This window comes from Methylosinus sp. C49, from assembly GCF_009936375.1.
Lineage (GTDB): Bacteria > Pseudomonadota > Alphaproteobacteria > Rhizobiales > Beijerinckiaceae > Methylosinus.
This window is the reverse complement of record NZ_AP022333.1, coordinates 226,392-247,787: the sequence shown is the minus strand read 5'-3', so window position 1 is coordinate 247,787 and position 21,396 is coordinate 226,392. Positions and strand designations below refer to the sequence as shown.

At 67.6% G+C, this 21,396-nt stretch carries 9 protein-coding genes; 5 read left to right on the top strand and 4 right to left on the bottom strand.

All coding sequences use genetic code 11. The features are described 5' to 3' along the window. Nucleotides 1–17: 17 nt before the first annotated feature. The 5 genes from GYH34_RS19305 to GYH34_RS19285 all read left to right on the top strand — a co-directional run bounded on the left by GYH34_RS19305 (nucleotide 18) and on the right by GYH34_RS19285 (nucleotide 6,049). Nucleotides 18–1,271 (top strand): 3-oxoacyl-[acyl-carrier-protein] synthase III C-terminal domain-containing protein, encoded by a 1,254-nt coding sequence (locus GYH34_RS19305; RefSeq protein WP_161915236.1) that lies wholly within the window; start codon nucleotides 18–20, stop codon nucleotides 1,269–1,271. 44 nt (nucleotides 1,272–1,315) lie between these two features. After that, nucleotides 1,316–3,010: a 4'-phosphopantetheinyl transferase superfamily protein gene (locus GYH34_RS19300; protein WP_244635389.1), complete on the top strand. Its 1,695-nt coding sequence runs from the start codon at nucleotides 1,316–1,318 to the stop codon at nucleotides 3,008–3,010. 140 nt (nucleotides 3,011–3,150) lie between these two features. Then, nucleotides 3,151–4,281, top strand: coding sequence for an ABC transporter permease (locus tag GYH34_RS19295; RefSeq protein ID WP_197745467.1), 1,131 nt, complete (start codon nucleotides 3,151–3,153; stop codon nucleotides 4,279–4,281). Further along, nucleotides 4,278–5,000, top strand: coding sequence for an ABC transporter ATP-binding protein (locus GYH34_RS19290; RefSeq protein WP_161915233.1), 723 nt, complete (start codon nucleotides 4,278–4,280; stop codon nucleotides 4,998–5,000). The genes GYH34_RS19295 and GYH34_RS19290 overlap by 4 nt, the downstream gene beginning before the upstream one ends. Then, complete coding sequence (locus GYH34_RS19285) at nucleotides 4,997–6,049, top strand: efflux RND transporter periplasmic adaptor subunit (RefSeq protein WP_161915232.1); 1,053 nt, start codon at nucleotides 4,997–4,999, stop codon at nucleotides 6,047–6,049. The genes GYH34_RS19290 and GYH34_RS19285 overlap by 4 nt, the downstream gene beginning before the upstream one ends. A gap of 25 nt (nucleotides 6,050–6,074) precedes the next feature. Here GYH34_RS19285 and GYH34_RS19280 read toward each other — a convergent pair whose 3' ends face one another. The 4 genes from GYH34_RS19280 to GYH34_RS19265 all read right to left on the bottom strand — a co-directional run bounded on the left by GYH34_RS19280 (nucleotide 6,075) and on the right by GYH34_RS19265 (nucleotide 21,350). After that, nucleotides 6,075–7,472, bottom strand: coding sequence for a TolC family outer membrane protein (locus GYH34_RS19280; RefSeq protein ID WP_161915231.1), 1,398 nt, complete (start codon nucleotides 7,470–7,472; stop codon nucleotides 6,075–6,077). Between the two features lie 218 nt (nucleotides 7,473–7,690). Next, the gene (locus GYH34_RS19275) at nucleotides 7,691–18,736 is read right to left on the bottom strand and encodes a type I polyketide synthase (RefSeq protein WP_161915230.1); all 11,046 of its coding nucleotides are present in this window, start codon (nucleotides 18,734–18,736) and stop codon (nucleotides 7,691–7,693) included. Then, entirely contained in the window at nucleotides 18,733–20,895 is a 2,163-nt protein-coding gene (locus GYH34_RS19270; protein ID WP_161915229.1) for an AMP-binding protein, read from the bottom strand. The genes GYH34_RS19275 and GYH34_RS19270 overlap by 4 nt, the downstream gene beginning before the upstream one ends. A 128-nt stretch (nucleotides 20,896–21,023) precedes the next feature. Beyond that, the gene (locus GYH34_RS19265; RefSeq protein ID WP_161915228.1) at nucleotides 21,024–21,350 is read right to left on the bottom strand and encodes an SCP2 sterol-binding domain-containing protein; all 327 of its coding nucleotides are present in this window, start codon (nucleotides 21,348–21,350) and stop codon (nucleotides 21,024–21,026) included. Between the last annotated feature and the right edge of the window lie 46 nt (nucleotides 21,351–21,396).

The following is a 21,396-nucleotide window of genomic DNA, read 5'->3' as shown; positions in this document are numbered from 1 at the left end:
AAGAGGGGGTTTAAAAAATGTCTTTCGCACTTACCGAGCGCCTTACGCGCGCCAGCGTCAAAAATGCTTGCTGCCTCACCGATTTCGTTCCGGTGCGCATGGCCGATCCGACGCCGCAAGGGCTGACGCTGGAGCTCAGCGCCTATGGATTCGCGCGCGCCTTCTGCTCGCGCAACGGCCTGACCGACAAAGAGGCGTTTTTCGCCAAGCATCAGGAGATCAGGCAGAAATTCTCGAACTACGGCCTGTCTCCCGCCGTCGTGAAAGCGCGGCAGCTCGTCTTTTTTCCGCGCCTCCAGGATATCGTCTTCGCCGACGGCGAATTCTCCGTCGCCGAGCCGGAAGAAGAATATATGCGGCTCTTCGACAATTACCGCGATCTCAATCCGAAGGATTTGAAGGCGCGGCACGAGAGCTACGCGCATGTCGCGGATGATTGCCTCGAGAAACTATACGCCGATGTTTTCGAGGCGCCGGACGATCTCATCCATGTCACCTGCTCGGGCTATCTCGCGCCGAGCCCGGTCGAGCGCATGACCGCGAAAAAGGGCTGGCTGCGCACGACGGTCACGCACAGCTATCATATGGGCTGCTACGGCGCCTTTCCGGCCATACGCATGGCGCATGGCTTTCTCGCCTCCTCCCATATGGGCGTCACGCCGCCCAAGGAGCGCGTCGACATCGTGCATACGGAGATTCTCTCCGCGCATCGCGACGCCGAGGAGCTCACCGCGCAGAACATCATCACCATGACGCTGTTCGCGGACGGCTTCATCAAATATTCGGCCGTCACCGAGGATTATCTGAGGAACCAGGGACTCTCCGGCCTCAAGGTGCTCGCCTATAATGAGCATCTCCTTCCCGACTCCGCCGACGACATGACCTGGGTGCCGGGTCCGACGCGCTTCCATATGAGCCTGTCGATCATGGTGCCGGTGGTCATCAAGGCCGCGGTCAAAGGCTTCGTCGAGGATCTTTTGCGCCGCGCCGGGCTCGACTTCGAGCGCGAGCGCAGCCGGCTCTATTTCGCCATTCATCCCGGCGGACCCAAGATCGTCGAGCATATCCAATCCGAGCTGAAGCTCGACGACGATCAGGTGGCGATGAGCAAGAATGTGTTCTTCGAGAATGGCAATATGTCCTCGGCCACCGTGCCGCATATTCTGAAGGCGATCGTCGAGGAGCGCTCTATTCCCACGGGCGCGCATGTCGTGGCGCTGGGCTTCGGCCCCGGTCTCACCGCGACCGGCCTCGTGCTCGAGAAGATCTGAGCGCGGATCGCATGGACGCTGTGCTCGAAGCTCGGAATCGGATCGTGTCGAGACGCGGCGGCGCGCTGCCTTTCGTCGGCCGCGTCCTCGCCGCGACGCGCGGCGAGAGCGTCCTAGTCGAGCGCATCCTCCATCTCGACGAGGACCTCTATCTCGCCGACCACGCCTTTGTTCACGCGCCCGGCGTCAAGCCGCTCTCGGCCTGCCTGCCCGTGCTGCCGATGACGATGAGCATAGAGGCGATGGCGGAGGTCGCCGCCTGTGTCGTTCCGGGACAGGGGCTCATCGGCGTCGAGGCGATAAAGGCGACGAGATGGATCGATCTCGTCGACGCCGAGTCCGCAATTTTGGCGATCGAAGCGCGTCTCGACCGCTATGATCCGCAGCGCGACGCCACTTTCGTGCGCGCCGCCATTCGCGCCGAAGGTCAGAGCGGCCCGTCGATCGAGGCGACGCTGCTGTTCGGCCGCCATTATCTGCTGGAGCTGTTCCCGGATTTCGGCGCGCTCGACGTGGGCGCCGCGCTCAGGATCGACGCCGCGCGTCTCTACGCCGAGCGCCATTTGTTCCATGGACCGGCCTTCCGCTGCCTCTTCGGCGAGGTTTTTGTCGAGGAACGGCGCATTGCCGGCCATTTGCGCATCCCCTCGTCCGCCGGCCTGTTTCGCTCCATGGCGGAGCCTCAGCTGCTGCTGCAGCCCTGCGTGCTCGACGCCATCTGCCAAATGGTCGGCGTCTATGCGATGCAGCGGGATCGCTACGCTTTTCCCGTGGGGCTCGGCAAGCTCGAGCTCTATCGGCCGACGCCGCCCGCGGGAAGGCTCGTCCCCGTGCGCATCGAGCTGCGCAAGACCGACGGCAAGACCATTCACGCCGATGTCGAGGCGGAGGATGGCGAAGGCGGCGTCTGGATGCGCATCGCGGATCTGCGCTGCTGGAAATTCCAATGGGAGCGGTGTCTCGTCGATTACCGGCGCGCGCCCGGACAATTTCTGCTCGGCCGTCCCGCGCCGGTCGGCGGCTCTGCCGACGGCCCGCTGGTCCTTTACCTCGCCGAGCCCGATCTCGGCAAATTCGATCCGCGAATGCTCGCGCGCGATTGTCTCGGCCTCGAGGAGGCCGCCGTCTATGAGAGCCACGCCCGCTTTCCGGCGCGCCAGCGCCAATGGCTGCTCGGCCGCACGGTCGCCAAGGATTGCGTCCGACGCTGGATCAGCGACCGCACCGGGGCCGAAATGGCGCATCCGGCCGCGATCCTCATCCGATCCGATCCGGCGGGCCGCCCCTATGTCGCCGGCGAAGACGGGCGCGAGGTGCTGCTGCCCCATGTCAGCATCGCCCATTGCGAGGATCGGGCGATCGCCGCCGCCCATAGCGGGCGTGTCGGCGTCGACATAGAGCGGATCGCCGATCGGGGCGACGGGTTTCTCGCCGCCGTCGCCGGCCCCGACGAGCGCGAGAAGGTGAATGCGCTCGGGACGGCCCGCCGCGCCGAATGGATCACCCGGGTCTGGGGGGCGAAGGAGGCGGTGGGAAAGCTGCTCGGCTCCGGCGTCGACGGAAGGCTGAAATCGCTCGAAGCGGTCGATTTTTCGCCAGAGGGGAGCATTCGAATCCAGGATCGGGAAACCATGTCCGCCTATGCTGTCGAGACTATAGAAAGCAATGGCTTTATAATAGCTTGTGTGACGGAGGACGTTCCTCTTCCGCCCCGAGGCGAAGAATGCGCCTCGGCTTGAGTATTTTCCGAGGGCGCCGCAATGTCCCCCGCGGGGCGGCTGGCGGCGAGGTGGAAAGGGTCCTTGTGTCCGGCGATACCCTATACGCGCTGAAAAGCCGCGCCGAGAGCGTCTCGGCCGCCGCGTCGAAAGGCGCGCGGATGACCTTGCTCATCGCATGGCGCAATCTCGTCCATGATCGCATCCGTTTCGCGATCACGCTCACCGGCATCGCATTCTCCACGATATTGATGGGCATTCAGCTCGGAATGCTGCTGAATTTCGTCCATACGATCTCGACCGTCGTCGATCACGCCGGCGCCGATCTCTGGATCACGGCGGAAGGCGTGCCCAGCGTCGATCTCGCGACGCCTCTGCAGGAGCGGCGGCGCTTTCAGGCGATGTCGGTCGAGGGCGTCGCGGCGGCCGAGCCCTATATGCTCCACTTCGGCTTTCTGAAGCGGCCGGACGGCGTTCGGCAGATCGTCATCGTCATCGGCATCGATCCCGATGCGACGATGGGCCTGCCCTTCGCCATGGTCGAAGGGCCGAGCGCGAAAGAGGCGCTTGCGGAGCCGGACGGCGCGGTGATCGACCGCCTCTATGCCGATAAGCTCGGCATTCGCACGCTCGGCGAGACGGTCGAGATCAACAGCCACAGAATTCGTGTGGTCGGCTTCACGGACGGCATAAGGACCTTCACCCAGGCGCCCTATGTGTTCATGTCGCTCGCCAAGGCGCGATCCTTCTTCTACGCGCCGGACAATGACATCGCCTATGTGCTGGTGCGCGTCGCCGAGGGCTATAGACCGGAGGCGGTGGCCGAGGCGCTCGCCGCGCGCATGTCGGAGGTCGAGGTGCTGACGGCGGGACAGCTCGCCTGGCGCAGCCAATATTATTGGCTCGTGACCACGGGCGCCGGCATCACGCTGGTCAGCTCGACTCTGCTGGCCTTGCTCGTCGGCGTCGTCATCGTCGCGCAGACGCTCTACGCCAGCACGATGGATCGCCTGCCGGAATACGCCGTCATTCGCGCCATGGGCGGCCCGCGTTCCTATCTCTATCGCATCATCGTGCAGCAGGCGGTGCTCGGCGGCGTGTTCGGCGCGGCGATCGGCCTCGCCGTCATAGCGGTCGTCGTCGTCTTCACCCGCCATCTCAGCTCGGCGCCGGAGGTGCCGCTCTGGCTCGCCTTCGGAATCGTCGTGGCGACGATGCTGATGTGCGTCGCCGCCTCGATCGGCTCGATCGGCAAGGTGATGACGGTCGATCCGGTGAAGGTGTTCCGATGACGCAGCCCATATTGAGCGCGCGCGGCCTCGTTCACAATTTCGGCGAGGGACCGAGCGCCGTCCAGGTTCTGAAGAATATCGACATCGATATTCTGCCGGGCGAGGTCCTGCTCCTCGTGGGTCCCTCCGGCAGCGGCAAGACGACGCTCGTTCATATACTCGGCCATCTGCTGCGCCCGACCGCCGGCAAGATCACCATTTGCGGCAAGTCGACCGAGACCCTCGACGAAGATCGGCTGGCGGAGCTGCGCCTTCAACACTTCGGCTTCATCTTTCAGGCGCATAATCTGTTCCCGATGCTGACGGCGACGGAGAATGTGATGGTCGCGCTCGATCTCATGGGCGTCGAGAAGGATGTCGCGCGCGTCCGGGCGCATGAGCTGCTCGGAAGCGTCGGCCTCGGTCATCGCATCGACGCCTTTCCGGCGGAACTCAGCATCGGACAGAAGCAGCGCGTGGCGATCGCGCGCGCGCTCGCCGCCGATCCCGAGATACTCATCGCCGACGAGCCGACGGCGGCGCTCGATTCCGAGAATGGCCTGAAGGCGATGGAGCTTCTGCAGGCGCTCGCGCGCAACGGCCGCCGCGCGGTCGTCATCGTCACGCATGACTTTCGCATTTTTCAGTTCGCGAATCGCGTCTTGCATCTGGAGGACGGCCGCATTGTCGATAAGCCTCCAGAATCGTCCCATTCCTTCGGCGCAGGGAGCGCGTCATGAAACTCGATCGGCCGTCGCCGGCCATTCTTCTTCTCGTCGGCCTCGCCGCCGTATCGTCAACGATGAGCGGCCGCGCCGAGCAGGCGCTCTCCTCGAGCGCCAAGCTCGTCTCGCAGCATCGGGTCGCCGCAGCGCCCGGCGTCGTCGAGCCCAATAGCAAGGAGCGCGAGATCTCCGCGCAGATCGTCGGCGTGATCAAGGAATTCAAGGTCGAGGAGAATGACGAGGTGACGGCGGGGCAGGTCATCGCCGTCATCGACAACGCCGAGCAGAGCGCGCGCGTCGCCTCCGCGCAGGCGCAGCTCGCGCTCCGTCAGGCCGAGCTCGACCGCATTCTGCATGGCGCGCGCGCCGAGGAGCTGCGTGAGGCCGAGGCGGCTCTCTCGGAAGCCGACGCCGGGCTCAAATATGCGCGTCGCGACTATGAGCGTCGGCAGCCGCTGGCCAAGCGGGGCGTCTCGCCGCAGGCGATGCTCGATCAGGCGAAGGCCAATCTCGACGCCAGCGAGGCGCGCCGCACCGTCGCCGCCCAGCGCCTCGCGCAATTGCAGACGGGCGCCCGCTCCGAGGACGTCGACGCCGCGCGCGCGCGGCTGCGGCTCGCCGATGCGGAGCTGGCCTCGGCGAAGGCGATCTTCGACAAGACCTTCATTCGTTCGCCGGTGGCGGGAACCGTCTTGCGCCGCACCCATGAGGTGGGCGAGACCGTCACCAATGTGCCGCCGACGACGGTCGCCATCGTCGGCGATCTGCGCGGCCTCAAAGTGCGCGCCGAGGTGGACGAGACCGACATCGGCAAGGTGACGCCGGATCAGCGCGTCGAAGTGGTCAGCGACGCCTATCCCGGTCGCAAGTTCCAGGGCCGCGTGAGCTGGGTGTCGTCCCGAATGGGCTCGAAGATCGTGCAGACGGGACGCCCCGGCGACCGCGTCGATACAAAGGTCCTGCAGGTGCTCGTCGATCTCGACGGCGACGCCAAGCTGCCCGTCGGACTCAGGGTGGACGCCTATCTCTTCGGAGAGCTCGTCGCCGCCAAGCAGTCTCGTTGAGGAAAGTCCGTTCCTCGGCAAGCGATCAGGGCGTATCCACGCCGAAGAATTTGCCGCGCACATTCTCGAAGTGCTGCTCGGCGTCGTAATGCTCGACGTCCAGATTCAACGCCGCCCGGTTCAGCCGGCCGATCGAGGCCAGCGCCGCATAGGAGGCGACGACGACGTCATGCTGTGAGACGACGACATTCACCCGCGCATGGAGCAGGCTCTGCTGCGCGTTGAGAACGTCGAGCGTCGTGCGCAGGCCGACCTTCGCCTCCTCGCGCACGCCGTTGAGCGCCAGTTCAGCGGCTTTCACCGTTGCATGGTCCGACTTCATCTGCAGCTTGGCGGCCTCCAGCGAGGCGTAGCTGCCGACGACATTGGCGCGCGCGTCGCCCATCTGCATATCCACGCCGAAGCGGGCCTGGCCCACCTGCTCCTTCGCCTGGCGCACCGAGGCGAAATCGGCGCCGCCCTGATAGAGTGGAACGCGGAAATTCACATTGACGCCATAGCTGAACTGCCGCCATCCGGGCAGGCCCAGGAAGAAGTCGTTCTGCTGCGAGAGCTGGCCGCTCACCGAGGCGGATGGAAGAAGATCCGCTTCCGCGGCATGGACGGCGAATTCCGCCGCATCGACCTGATGATGCGCCGCCTCCACGCCGGGGTGAGCGCCCGTGGCGATGGCGATGGCGTCCTCGACGCTGCGCGGCAGCAGCTTTTCCACCGAGCCCGCGGGCTGCAGCCGCTTGGGCTCCTCGCCGACGATGCGATGATAGCTCGCCGCGCTTCTCTTCAGCCGCGCCTGCGCGCCATAGAGATCGGAGCGCGCCTGCGACACGGCCGCTTCCGCCTGAGCGACGTCGGTCTCGGTCAGATAGCCGGCGGCCGCATTCTCCCGCGTGTTGGCGAGCTGCAGCTCCAGCACGCGAATATTGTTCTGACGCAGCGACAGGATCGCGGTGTCGCGCAGCACGTCCATATAGGCGGTCGCGGCGTTCTGCAGGACCGCCTGCTCGATCAGCCGCAGATTGGCGCGCGCCGAGAGAACCGTCGATTCGGCCTTTTTCACATTGTTGAGCGTGCGGCCGCCGTCGAAGAGCGTCTGCGAGACATTGACGGTCACGGCCTGCGGATTGCCGTCATGGTCGCCATGCAGATAAATGCGCTCATGCATGAAGGGCAGGCGGATCGTCGGCACCAGCAATTCTGTCCGCATGGCGCCGAGACCGGCGATTACCGAGGCGTTGGGCCGCAGGCCGCTCCAGGCTTTGGCCACGCTCTCGTCATGCACGCGCACGCTGGCGCGCTGCTGGTTGAGATCGGGATTATAGGCATAGGCGCTCGCGAGAGCCGATGGCAAAGTCTCGGCGCTGGCGGGCGTGAGTATCGCGCCGACCGCCGTCAGGCCGATGATGATGCACGCATGTATTTTCATCCGTGCCAGCCGCCGTTCGGAGCGCGAATTACAAATATGACACGAGCGCAAAGCTCGGAGCGGCCGAATTAACGGCCTGTTGACGGTACTAGCTTTCGAGACACGCTCTGTCAAGGAAAGCTAGTCTCTGAGATTGCCTGCAAGCTCAGAAAATTGCTCATAAAAGCGTCTTTGTCGTCATGCCGCGTCACAATGAGCCGAGTGAGGCTCGGAACCGCTCACGACGGCGGTTCCGCGAGCGCCTTCTCCGGTTCCGCTGCTTCCACCGCGCCGCCGCCCGCTGTCTGGCTGGCGAGATATTCGGCCAGCGCGCGCAGCGTCGGATGATCGAAGACGACGGTCGAGGGAATGGAGACCGAGGCGCCGAACTGCCCGAGCAGGCGATTGCGCAGCTCCACCGCCATCAGCGAATCCATTCCCAGCTCGAGGAAGCGGCTGTCCGGCGCGGGCGGCTGCGCGAGCCCCAGAATATGCTGCAATTGCCCTTGCAGATGCTCGGTCAGGAAGTCGGCGCGCTGCGCCTCTGGCACTTTTTCGAGCTGCTTCAAAAAAGCGCCGTCGAAGTCCTGCGCCGCGGCGGCCTTGGGCAGGACATGCTCCAGCATGGGCGGCCGGGTCGGCCCCATCAGCTTGGCGATGCGCTGCCATTGCGCGCCGATGACGATGGCCTGCGTCGCGCCATGACGGATCATCTCCGCCATGGCCGAGAGCGCCAACGCCGGCTTCAGGGGCGTCAGCCCTTGCCTTCCGAGATTGACGCGCGCGGCCTCGCTCGCCGCCATGCCGGCCTCGGCCCAAGGCCCGTAATTCACGCTCGCCGCCGGCAGGCCCAGAGCATGGCGATGCGCCGCGAGGCCGTCGAGGAAGGCGTTGGCCGCCGCGTAATTCGCCTGCCCCGGCGAGCCGAGAACGGCCGACGCCGAGGAGAACATAACGAAGAGCTCCGGCGCATCCTCGAGCGTCAAATGATGCAGGAGCCAGGCGCCGAGCGCTTTCGGCGCGAGGGTCTTCCGCACTTTTTCCGGCGTCTGCTGCGGGATCAGCGCATCGTCCAGCACGCCGGCCAGATGGAAGACGCCGCCGAGCGGCGGTCCGTCGCGCCGCACGCCCTCGAGCAGAGCCCGAAGGCTCGCTTCATCGCCGACATCGGCCGTGATGGCGTCGATGCGGCAATCATATTGCGACGTGATCGCCTCGATCGCCTCTTTCGCGCTGTCGTCCGGCGGCCGGCGGCTGGTGAGCACGAGGCGTCCGGCGCCCTGCTGCGCCAGAAATTCCGCTATGCGCAGGCCGAGCGCGCCGAGGCCGCCGGTGACGAGATAGCTTCGATCGCGGCGCGGCGCGGGCGCCTCCGGCACGGTGAGCACGATCTTGCCGATATGGCGGGCCTGCTGCATGCAGCGGAAGGCCGTCTTCGCCTCGGTGATCGGATAGGACCTGAAAGGCAGCGTCCGCAATTCGCCGCGGCCGAGATCCTCGGCGAGAGAATGCAGCATTCGCTCGATGCGCGGGAGATCGTCGCGCATCACATCGTCCAGCGCCAATATGTGATAGGCGATATCGGGCCGGGCGGCGGCCATCGCCTCGGCTGTCCAAATGTCGCGCTTGGCGATCTCGATGAAGCGGCCGCCCTGCGCCGTCGCGCGCACAGTGGCGGCGACGAAGCCTTCGCTCGTCAGGCTGTTCAGCACGATATCGACGCCGGCGCCGCCGGTGTCCGCCAATATTTGTTCGGCGAAATCGAGCGTGCGCGAGTCGTAGATATGCTCGACGCCGAGATCGCGCAGCGTCTGCTGCTTGGGCGCGCTCGCCGTGGCGTAAACGATCGCCCCCACCTTTTGCGCGAGCTGCACGGCCGCGAGGCCGACGCCGCCAGAGGCCGCATGGATCAGCACGCGCTCGCCCTTTTTCGGCAGCGCCCATTCATAGCCGAGCATGACGGTCAGCATGGCCGCCGGCAGCGTCGCCGCCTCCGCCGCGCCGATGCGCTCCGGCTGATGCGTCAGGAAAGGATAGGGCGTGTTCACCGCGGTCGCGAAAGCGCCGCCCGGCGCGAAGCCGAAGACGCGATCGCCGACCGCGAAACCCTCGACGCCCTCGCCCACCGCCGTCACCACGCCGGCCAGCTCGCCGCCGATCTCGCCCGGATCGCCGGGATAGAGGCCGAGGACGTTGAGCACGTCGCGGAAGTTCAAGCCGCCCGCGAGCGGACGGACCTGCACATGTCCCGGCCCCGGCGGCGCGAAGCTCTCGGGCGCGAGGCGCAGATTGTCGATGGCGCCGCGCTCGCTCGGCTGCAGGCGATAATCCTGCGTCGGCGCTGCGAGCAATCCGCTGCGCGCCCAGGGCATCAGCCGCGGCGCCATGCATTTTTTCCGGCGCAGCGCGAATTCCGGCTCCGGCGCGCCGGAGAGCAGCGCGTCGGCGAGGGATTGCAACGCCTCGGCGCTCCCATCCGTGTCGACGAGCGCGCAATGGGCGTCGGACTGCTCGGCGAGAATGGTGCGGCCGAGGCCCCAGATCGCCGATTGCGCCGGATCGACATTCTCGCTCGGATCGGCGGCGACGGCGCGCTCGGTGACGAGCCAAAGGCCCCGCGCCGGCGCCGTCGCGCCCGGACCGACGAGATAGCGCGTCGCGCCGATGATTCCGTCGATGTCGCCGGTGAGGCGGGCGAGGAGCGCATCGCGCGGCTCGGCCTCGATCGGGCCGGCGTTGCCGGTCGCCAGAAAGACGAGGGCGAAGGCGCTCTCGCCCGCCTCGGCGAGCGCGAGAAAGGCCTTGCGCCAATGTTCGGCGTCGCGCGGATCGAGCGTGAAGCCGTCGTCCCGCCGCTCATAGGCCGCGGCCGGGGCGAGTGCGACGATGCGGCGTCCACGCTCGGCGAGCGCGGCGCGCAGAGCCGGCAGAAGCGGATGATCGGGCGCGGCGACGACGAGCGCGATTTCGGACGTCGCGGCGTCGGCGGCCGGCGCCGCGACGAGCGGCCGCTCGCGCCAGCTCAACAGATGCAGCAAGCGGCCGGCGTCGACGCCGAGGCCGCGCAGCAGCGCCTGACGCGGCGCGCGCTTGACGACGAAATCGTCTATGCCGCCGAGATAGCGTCCCTCGCCATCGGCGAAGACGAGATCGAAAGCCTGCGTCTCGGAGCGCTCGTCGGCGTCGGCGCGCCAGCGCGCATGGCAGTAGAAGCGGCGCGGCATTTTCTCGCGCAGAGTGACGCGCTCATAGCGCAGCGGCAGGAACAGGCTGCCGTCGTCGGCCGCGGCCTCGGGCGCCGCGGCGAGCAGCACGGCGCCGGCGACGCCGGTGCAGAGATCGAGCAGCACCGGATGAATGGGCTCGCTCGCAATATGCTCGGCAAGCTCCTCGCCGGCCTGCAGCTCGCCCACCGCCTCCGGGCCTTCCGCCCAGAGCGCGCGCAGCGAGCCGGACCAGCTCGGCCCCCAGCGCAGCTCATTTTCGGCGAAACCGTCGAAGAGCCGCTGCGGCGACATGGGCGACAGCCGGCCGATGATCGCGTCCATGGCCTCGGGCGCCTCGTCGCCGATCGCGGTCTCGAGTTCCAGGCTGCCGGAGGCGTTGAGCGACCAGCTCGCGTCGCGATCGCCGCGCGGGCGGCTGTGCACCTCGAACTTGCGCAGGCCGGGCGAGGGCTCCTCGCTGGCGCGCAGCGTCAATTGCACATCGCGCTGCTCCTCGCCGGTGAAGACGATCGGCTCGTAGAAGAACACCTCGCGCAGCTGCGCCGGCGCGCCGACGGCGGCGAGCGCCATGGAGGCGTAGGTGGCGCCGGGCACGACCATGGCGCCGTAGATCACATGGTCCTCGAGCCAGGGCAGATGCTTCACGCTGAAGCAGGTCGCATAGACCGTATCGCCCGAGGGGAGATCGCAGAGCGAGCCGAGCAGCGCGCCGGCGCCCGCCGCGCCGCCGCCTCGCGCGACGATGGCGCGCGGCCAATATTTCTTGCGCTGGAACGGATATTTCGGAATGTCGACCTTGCTGCGCTTCCACGGCGCGTCGATCGCCGCGAAATCCGGCCGCGCGCCGGCGACATAGAGCTGGCCCAAGGCCTCCTCTATCTGCCGCGAGTCAGAGGAATCCCGGCGCAGCGAGGCGACCGCCTGCGGCGCGGGCCGCGCATCCGGCCAGGCCCGCAGCGACATGGCCGCGAGCACCGGCTGCGGGCCGATCTCCACCAGCACGCGGCAGCCCAGCTCGGCGAGCGTCTGCACGCTCTGCGCGAATTGCACGGGCTGGCGCGAGTGACGACGCCAATATTGCGCGTCCATTCGCGTCTGCGCGTCCAGCGCCCGGCCGGTGCGATTGCAAATGAGCGTATGCGTCAGCGTCTCGAAGGGCGTCTGCGCCGCGAAGGCTTCGAAAGCGTCGAGCGCCGGCTCCAGCAGCTCGGAATGGAAGGCGTGCGAGGTCTCCAGCTCTTCCGTGCGGAGGCCTTCGTCGCGGAAGGCCTCGACCAGCGCTCGAACATCCGCCTGCGGACCGCTGATGACGATATGCGCGCCATTATAGGCGGCCACGGAGACGTGCGGATAGGAGGCGAGCCGCGCCTCCACGACGCCCGCCTCGGCGAAGACCGCCGCCATCGAGCCGCCGGTCGGCAGATCTCCGAACAGACGTCCGCGCTCGGCGAGCAGACGCGCGCCTTGCTCCAGCGAAAAGGCGCCGGCGACGCAGGCGGCCGCATATTGGCCGACGCTATGGCCGAGCACGACATCGGGCGTCATTCCCCAGCTGCGCCACAGGCGCGCGAGGCCCATCTCCAGCGCGAACAAGGCCGGCTGCGCGTAAGAGGTATGATTGATCGCGCAATCCTCGCCGAACATCACCTCCAGCAGCGGGCGCGGCAAAATATCGCCGATCGCCGCCGCGCATTGGTCCAGCGTCTCCTTGAAGAGCGGCTGCGTCTCATAGAGCGCGTGGCCCATGCCGGCATATTGACTGCCCTGTCCGGTGAACAGCCAGGCGGTCTTCGGCGGATCGGCGGAGACGCCCGAGTGGAGCCCGGGCGCAGGACGCCCCTCGGCGAGCGCCGTCAGCAGCCGCGCGGCGTCGGCGCCGTCCTGCGCGACGATCGCCGCCCTATGCTCGAGATGGGAGCGCGCCACGCCGGCCGTGTGGCAGACATCGGCGAAGGCGGCGACGGAGGGCAGCGCCTCGACGCGCGCGACATAGGCCTGCGCCAGCGCCTGCAACGCCGGAGCGCTGCGCGCCGAGAGCGGCAGCAAATGCCAAGGACGCTCGGTGGGAACGGGGCGCTCGGCCGGAGCGGCGTTCGCGCCAGCGGGCGCCGGCGCTTCCTCGAGGATCACATGGGCGTTGGTGCCGGAGAAGCCGAAAGAGCTGACGCCGGCGCGTCGCTTTCGCTCGGAGCGCGGCCAAAGGCGCGCCTCCGAGACGATTTTCAGCGGCAGCTCCTTCCACGGAATATGCGGCGAAGGCGTCTTGAAATGCAGATGCTTGGGCAGCAGCCCATGCTCCAGCGACAGCACCACTTTGATGACGCCGGCGACGCCCGCCGCGGCTTCCAAATGGCCGATATTCGTCTTGGCGGAGCCGATGAGCAAAGGCCGATCGGCGGAACGTCCGGCGCCGAGCGCGGCGGCGGCGGCCTGCGCCTCTATGGGGTCGCCGAGCGAGGTGCCGGTGCCATGGGCTTCGATATAATCGACATCCGCCGGAGCGAGGCCGGCCTGATCCAGCGCCGCGCGAATGACCCGCTGCTGCGCGCGGCCGTTCGGAACAGTGAGGCCGCTGGAGGCGCCGTCCTGATTGACGGCGCTGCCGCGAATGATCGCGCGAATGCGGTCGCCGTCGCGCTCTGCGTCCGACAAGCGTTTCAGCGCCAGCACGCCGACGCCCTCGCCGCGCGCATAGCCGTCCGCCAAGGCGTCGAAGGTCTTGCAGCGGCCGTCCGGCGAAAGCATGCGCGCGCGGCAGGCGGCGATCATCGTCGCGGGGCTGAGCAGCACATTGACGCCGGCGGCGAGCGACATGTCGCATTCGCCCGCGCGCAGGGCCTGGGCGGCCTCGTGCAACGCGACGAGAGACGAGGAGCAGGCGGTGTCGATTGCCATCGCCGGACCTTCGAGCCCGAGCGAGAAGGCGACGCGGCCGGCGATCACATTGAGCGCATTGCCGGTGATGAAATAGGCCTGAATCTCCTCCGGCGAGCCGGCGAGGAGATGCGAATATTCATTGGCGCCGACGCCGACGAAAACGCCGGTGCGGCTGCGCGAAAGCCCCGCCGGGCCGAATCCAGCGTCCTCGAGCGCTTCCCATGCGGTCTCCAGCACGAGGCGCTGCTGCGGCTCCATCCACAGAGCCTCGCGCGGCGACACGCCGAACAGCTCGGAGTCGAAGAGATCGACTCCCTCCATATAGCCGCCGTTGCGCGTATAGACCTTGCCGGCCGCTTCCGGGTCGGGATCATAGAGCTCGTCTATGTCGAAGCGCTCGGCCGGGGCCTCTCGTATGGCGTCGACGCCATGCGAGAGCAGTTCCCAATAGGCGTCGGCGCCGCCGGCACCGGGCAGCCGGCAGGCGAGGCCGACGATGGCGATCGGCTCGTCGGCGCGCAAGGTCTGCACGACGGGCGTCGCGGCGGCCTGCGCCTCATTCTGCAATCCGATGCGCGAGAGCAGGAAATCGACCGTGTCGGTCAAGCGTGGATGGTCGATCGCCATCGTCGCGGGCAGCGTCTCGCCGAGGTCTTTTTCCAGCCGCTTGCGCAGCTCGATCGCCATCAGCGAATCCATGCCGAGATCGAAGAAGCCGGCCTCCTCGCGAATTTGCGCCGGGTCGAGGCGCACCACCTCGGCCAGCACCTGCCGCATATGGTCGAGCAGCATGCGCTTGCGGCCCTCGGCCGGCGCCAGCAGCAGACGCTGCGCCAGCGCGCCGCCGCCGATGATCTGCTCCTCGCCCTCGGGCGTCTCCTTCTCCAGCTCCTTCATGAAGGCGCGCCGCGCCTGCAGCTGGAACACGGGCAGGAAGCGCGCCCAGTCGACGCGCGCGACGACGCCGCGGCCATCGGCGGATTCGAGCACCGCCTTCATGCCGTTCAGCGCCAGCTCGGAGGAGAGCTCCAGCACGCCGCGCTTGGCCAATTGCTCGCGCGCCGCCTCATCCGCCATGCCGGCGGACCAGGGGCCGAAATTCACGCTCGCGCCCGGCATTCCCCGTCGGCGCTGCCAAGCGGCGAGCGAGTCGAGAAAACCATTGGCGGCGGCATAGGCCGTTTGGCCGAAGCTGCCCCAAACAGAGGCGATGGAGGAGAAGGAGATGAAGAAATCGAGCGACGCGCCTTCGAGCGCGCGCGTCAGCCGATAGGCGCCCCAGACCTTGCCGGCGAAGACTTTTTCTATGTGCTTTTGCTCGAGCGCGGTGAGGCGCGTCGCGTCGATCTCGCCGGCGGCGTGAATGACGCCGGCGAGCGGCGGCATGATTTCGCCGATGCGCTCCAAAATGCGCGCGACATCCGCCTGCGAGGAGACGTCGCCCGGAATGACGCGCAGCTCGCAGCCCTCATAGCGCTCGCGCAGCGCCTCGAGGCGCTGATGCGCGCGATCGTCCGGCGTGCGCCGGCTGGTGAGCGCGATGTGACGCGCGCCCTGCCCCGCCAAATAGGCGGCCGCCTCCAATCCCAGCGCGCCGAGGCCGCCGGTGACGAGATAAGTCTTGCCCGGCCCGATATCGAGCGGCCGCGCCGCTGCGATCGTCCGGCGGCGCAGGCGCACGATGAAGGTCTCGCCGCCGCGAATGGCGAATTGGTCCTCGCTCTCGCGCGTCTCTGCGCACAGAATATTCGCGCCGGCGCGCCAGTCGGCGGCCGAGGCTTCGGCCGCGGGAAGATCGACGAGACCGCCCCAGAGATCGGGATGCTCGAGCGCCAGCACCTTGCCGAAGCCGAAGGCGCAGCCCTGCGTCGGATCGATGACGTCATTCTCGGCGACCGGCTGCGCGCCGCTGGTGACGAGGAAGACAGGCGTCTTGGCGCCCGACGCCGCGAGAGCCTGCGAGAGGCCGCAGGCGCCCGCCATCACCGCCTGCTCGAAGCGCTTCAGCGACGCTTCGCCGAAGCCCTCGGGCGTATCGATATTGGTGAGGATGGCGACGCGCGTCGGCAGAGCGGCGGCCACGAGACGCGGGAAATCCGCGGCGTCGGCGAGATCGACGAAGCGCGCGGCGTGGCCGGCGCTCGTCAGCTCGTCGATGAGAGGACGCGCCGCGGCTTCGCTGCAAGCGGCGACGAGCCAGGACTCTGCGCGCGCCGAAGGCGCGAAATCGCGGCCGGGGCGCTTGCTCCAGGCGAGCTCATAGAGATTTTCGGCGGTGTTCTGCGAGAAGCGCTCGCGCTGATAATGATCGTAGAGCGCCTGCAGAACGCGCTGCGTCGCGCCCTTGTCGTCGGCAAGGCGCAGCCGGCCGCCGAGCTCCTCGAGCTGGCCGTCCTCGATCATTTGCAGGATTTGCGAGTCGGCGCTCTTCTTGTCCTGCGCCGGCGCGCGCGTCTGCTTGAACCAATAGCGCTTGCGCTGGAAAGGATAGAGCGGCAGATCGACCTTCTCGCGCTTCCACGGCGCCTCGACGGCTTTGAAATCGATGCGCGCGCCGGCGACATAGAGCTGGCCCAGAGCCTCCTCTATCTGCCGCGCGTCGGACGAGTCGCGACGCAGCGAGGCGACCGGCTGCGGCGCCGGAGTCGCATCCGGCCAAGCGCGCAGCGCCATCGCCGCGAGCACGGGCTGCGGGCCGATCTCCAGCACGACGCGGCAGCCGAGGCTCGCCAGAGTCTGCACGCTCTGGGCGAATTGCACGGGCTGGCGCGAATGACGCCGCCAATATTGCGCGTCGAGCCGCGTCTGCGCGCCGAGCGCCTTGCCGGTGCGATTGCAGACGAGCGTGCGCGTCAAATTCTCGAAGGGAATTTTTTCGGCGAAGGCCTCGAATGCGTCGAGCGCCGGCTCCAGCAATTCCGAGTGGAAAGCGTGTGAGGTTTCCAGCGCCTCGGCGCGCTTGCCTTCGCCGCGGAATTGCTCGGCCACCGCCAGAACATCCGCCTGTGGGCCGCTGATGACGATATGCGCGCCATTATAGGCGGCGACCGAAACATGCGGATAGGCGGAAAGACGCGCCTCGACGGCGGCCGCCTCGGCGAAGATCGCCGCCATGGAGCCGCCCGCCGGCAATGCGCCGAAGAGACGTCCGCGCTCGGCGAGGAGACGCGCGCCCTGCTCCAGTGAAAAGGCGCCGGCGACGCAGGCCGCGGCATATTGGCCGACGCTGTGGCCGACCACCACATCCGGCGAGACGCCCCAGCTGCGCCACAGACGCGCGAGGCCCATTTCGAGCGCGAACAGCGCCGGCTGCGCGTAAGAGGTGTGGTTGATGGCGCCGTCCTCGGCGAACATCGCTTCGAGCAGCGGGCGCGGCAGAATGTCTTTGATCGCCGCGGCGCATTCGTCCAGCGTTTCGCGGAAAATCGGCTGCGTCTCATACAGCTCGCGGCCCATGCCGGAATATTGCCCGCCTTGGCCGGTGAAGAGCCATGCTGTCTTCGGCGGATCGGCCGAGACGCCCATGTGGACGCCGGGCGACGGACGCTCCTCGGCGAGCGCCGTTAGCAGCCGGGCCGCGCTCGCCGGATCTTCCGCGACGATCGCCGCGCGATGCTCGAGATGCGAGCGGCCGACGCCGGCCGTGTAGCAGACATTCGCGAAGGCGACGGTCGAAGGCAGCGCCTCGACGCGCTCGGCATAGGCCTGCGCCAGCGCCTTCAGCGCCGCGGCGTTGCGCGCCGAAAACGGCAGCAGGCGCCAGGGACGCTCGGGGACGCGCCGAGCCTGTTGCTGCGGCGCGGAGGGCGTGGGCGCTTCTTCGATAATCACATGGGCGTTGGTGCCCGAGAAGCCGAAGGAGCTGACGCCGGCGCGCCGCGCGCGTACGGAGCGCGGCCATTCGCGCGGCTCCGACACGACTTTCAGCGGCAGCTGCTTCCACGGAATATGCGGCGATGGCGTGCGGAAGTTGAGATGTTTGGGCAGCAGCTCGTGCTCGAGCGACAGGACCACTTTCAGCACGCCGGCGACGCCCGCCGCGGCCTCGAGATGGCCGATATTGGTCTTGGCCGAGCCGATGAGAAGCGGCCTGTCCGCCGGGCGGCCTGCGCCGAGCGCGGCGGCCGCGGCCTGCGCCTCTATGGGGTCGCCGAGCGAGGTGCCGGTGCCATGCGCTTCGAGAAAGTCGATCTCGCTGGCGACGAGATTGGCCTGCTTCATCGCCTCGCGAATGACGCGCTGCTGCGCGCGGCCGTTGGGGACGGTGAGGCCGCCCGAGGCGCCGTCCTGATTGACGGCGCTGCCGCGGATCAGCGCGCGAATGTTGTCGCCGTCGCGCAAAGCGTCGGAGAGGCGTTTCAGCACCAGTATTCCGCAGCCCTCGCCGCGCACATAGCCGTCGGCGGCGGCGTCGAAGGTCTTGCACTTCCCATCCGGCGCCAGCATGCGCGCGCGGGAGAAGTTGATCATCGTGCCGACATTGTAGATGACGTTCACGCCGCCCGCGAGGGCGAGCTCGCATTCGCCGGCGCGCAGCGCCTGCGCCGCCTCGTGCAGCGTCACCAGCGAGGAACTGCAGGCCGTGTCGATGGTGACGGCTGGCCCCTCGAAGCCGAAACGGAAGCTCACGCGCCCGGCGCAGGCGGCGGGCGAGGTGCCGGTGCCGAAATAGGCCTCGATGACCGCATAGCCGAGCTTGCCGGACAGCAGCGTCAGATAGTCGTGCGTGCTGAGGCCGACGAACATGCCGGTGCGGCTGCCCTCGAGATCGGCGGGAGCTATGCCCGCATGCTCGATCGCGTGCCAGCTCGTCTCCAGCATCAGGCGATGTTGCGGGTCCAGAAATTCCGCCTCGCGCGGCGACACGCCGAAGAATTGCGCGTCGAAATTGGCGACGTCGTCGGCGAAGCCGGCGCGACGTGTCGTCACCTTGCCGGCGGCGTCGGGATCGGGATCATAGAAAGCGTCGGCGTCCCATCGGTCGGCGGGAATGGGCGAGATGCCGTCCCGCCCTTCGCTCAGCAGGCGCCAGAAGGCCTCGGCGTCGCGCGCGCTGGGCAGACGGGCGGCGTAGCCGATGATGGCGATGGGCTCGGCGCGGGCGTCCTCGAGCTCGCGCACGCGAGCGCGCAGCGTTTCGATGGCGAGGAGCGCCTTTTTCTTGAAGTCGGCCTCGCTCACGAGCGTCTATCCATTTTGAGAACCGCGTCTATGCTGCCCTCGAGCAGCGCATCCAGAGCGGCGTCGTCGAGCAGATCGATCTCCTGCTCGAGCGCGGCGCCTTCCCAGGCGATGGGCGGCGGGGGCTCCGGCTCCGGCTCGGCGGACTTCATCCCCAGCGCGTCCTCGCGAATGAGCCGGGCGAGCGCCTCCACTGTGGGATGCTCGATCATCAGCGTCACCGGGAAGGAGTGCTGGAAGGCGGCGGACAGCGCATTGCCGAGCTCGACGCCTTTCAGCGAGTCGATGCCGAGATCCATCAGCGGCGTCTTCCAGCTGATGTTCTCGACGCCGCATTCGCGCTGCAGCCAATCGACGAGCTGGCGCTCCAGCACGCCCGGCTGTGTGAGCGGCTCGCCGCTGAAGTCGATGGGCGCGACCTGCATGGTCGAGCGCCATTCATGCAGCGCCGCCAGCGTTCCATCCTCGAGCGCGGCGCGGCAGGCCGCGCGCTGGACCTTGCCGCTCGAGGTCTTGGGCAGGCCGAAGGATTTGAGCAGCACGATGCGATGCAGCGCGAGCTGATGCTCGCGGGCGACCTCGCGCCGCATGGCCATGAACACCTCCGCCGCATCGACGGAGCGCCAGGCGCTGCGGCGCAGCTCCTGCACTGCGACGAGGCGCACGGCGTCGCCCTCCTCCACGGCGAAGACGGCGCAGGAGGCCGGCTGCAAGGCGGGATGGCTGGCCTCGATCGTTTGTTCTATGTCCTGCGGATAATAATTGACGCCGCGAATGACGATCAGATCCTTGCGGCGCCCGGTGACGAAGAGCTGGCCCTTGCTGAGAAAGCCGAGATCGCCCGTGCGCATGAAGGGGCCTTCGCCCGTCGCCGTGCGCGCGCCGAACGTCGCCGCCGATTCTTCCGGCTTGTTCCAATAGCCTTGGCCGACGCTGGCGCCGCCCACCCATATCTCGCCGACCTCAGAGGGCTGCGCCGCGATGAGCGTGTCGGGGTCGACGATGCGGACGTCGACGCCGAGCGCCGTCTCGCCGGAGCTGACCAGCCGCTTGCCGCGTGCATCCTCGGCGTCGCAGAAGACGACGCCGTCGCTGCGCAGCGCGGCCTCGTCGACCGCGCGAACGAGCGGCGGAACCGAGCCGCGCTTGCCGGTGACGAGCAGCGTCGCTTCGGCGAGGCCGAAGGCCGGCGTCAGCGTCTCGGCGCGAAAGCCGGCGGGCCCGAAAGTCTTCGCGAAATCATCGATCGTCGAGGCGCGAACGGGCTCCGCGCCATTCCAGGCGATCGTCCAGGAGGAGAGATCGAGCCCCGCCCCGCCATGCGTGCGGGCCGCCTCGACGCAGGCCTGATACGCGAAATTGGGACCGCCGCCGATCGTGCCGCGGTAGCGCGAGATGGCGCGCGGCCAGCGCAAGGGGCTCTGCACGAAGCTCGCCGGGCTCATGAGATAGACGGGACATCCGGCCCATGTCGGCGCCAGCGCGCCGGCGACGAGCCCCATATCGTGAAACAGAGGCAGCCAGCTCACGAAAACCGACTCCGGCGAGGAGCCGAATCCGTCGTGCAGCGCCATCAGATTGGCGGCCACATTGCCGTGGCTCACCATCACCCCCGCCGGCGCGCGCGTCGACCCGGAGGTATATTGGAGAAACGCCAGCTCGCCCGCAGCGCGGGGGACGTCGCGCCAGACGTCGCTCTCGTCGGCGAGTCCATCGATGGCGATGATCGGCGTCGACGCCGCTTCGCCCTCGGCAAGGCGCCGCTGCAGCAGCTCGACATGCTTGGCGGTGGTGAGGATGAGCTTGGCGCCGCTGTCGGAGACGATGAGCTCGAGCCGTCGATCCTTGCCATGGGCGAGCGGCAGGGAGGCCGGCACGGCCGGCATGCCGGCGAGGAGACATCCATAGAAGGCCGCGAGAAAATCGAGGCAGGTCGGAAAGGCCAGCACCACGCGCTCGCCGGGCGCGCCGCGCTTTCGCAAAAAGGCGGCCATGGAGCGCGCCCGGCGATCGAGCTCGTTGAAGCTCCAGGATTGGCGGATCTCGAGATCGTCGTCGAGAAAGGCCGCCGCCAGCCGGTCTGGAAAGGCGACGGCGTGACGCCGCAGCCGCTCTGTCGCCAGCTCCTCGACCCCGCCAAATGAATTCGTCGCGCCCATTTCGTCGCCCCCAACGCGCACGCGCCCGATCACGCCGCAGCCGCGGCGTGGACGCAGTGTCCCAATCTCTTTCGCCAAAGCGGCTTTGCCCGACGCCCCCGGGCCGGCGAAGCCTGCTCCCCCTCATCTCACGCCGAAGCGATCATCTTCTTCAGCTTCAGCGCGAGCCCCATATCGCCATCGACCTTCAGTTTTCCGGCGAAGAACAGATCGCGGCTGTCCACCTCTCCCTCGGCCATGCGGACGAAATCGGCGGCGGCGACGCGGATCGTGCAATCGGCCTCGCTCTCCCCTTCGCGCACGCCGGGATCATCCGCTGTGAGATTGAGCACAAAAGTGCAGGCGCCATCGCCTTTCAGCACGAATTTATAGCGGGCGCCCAGAGAGCTCGCCTTGTCTCTATGCGTGTCGATCATCTGGGCAGCTCGATCCAATACGTCTCTCACCGTGGGCATGAGCCCTCCTCGAATTCTCACGCGCAAAAATGCTGATCAGAGTCAT

Excerpts from the sequence above, each read along its gene's own strand:
- GYH34_RS19305 (WP_161915236.1), top strand. The coding sequence starts at position 18 with ATGTCTTTCGCACTTACCGAGCGCCTTACGCGCGCCAGCGTCAAAAAT.
- GYH34_RS19295 (WP_197745467.1), top strand. The coding sequence starts at position 3,151 with ATGACCTTGCTCATCGCATGGCGCAATCTCGTCCATGATCGCATCCGT.
- GYH34_RS19290 (WP_161915233.1), top strand. The coding sequence starts at position 4,278 with ATGACGCAGCCCATATTGAGCGCGCGCGGCCTCGTTCACAATTTCGGC.
- GYH34_RS19285 (WP_161915232.1), top strand. The coding sequence starts at position 4,997 with ATGAAACTCGATCGGCCGTCGCCGGCCATTCTTCTTCTCGTCGGCCTC.
- GYH34_RS19280 (WP_161915231.1), bottom strand. The coding sequence starts at position 7,472 with ATGAAAATACATGCGTGCATCATCATCGGCCTGACGGCGGTCGGCGCG.
- GYH34_RS19270 (WP_161915229.1), bottom strand. The coding sequence starts at position 20,895 with ATGGGCGCGACGAATTCATTTGGCGGGGTCGAGGAGCTGGCGACAGAG.
- GYH34_RS19265 (WP_161915228.1), bottom strand. The coding sequence starts at position 21,350 with ATGCCCACGGTGAGAGACGTATTGGATCGAGCTGCCCAGATGATCGAC.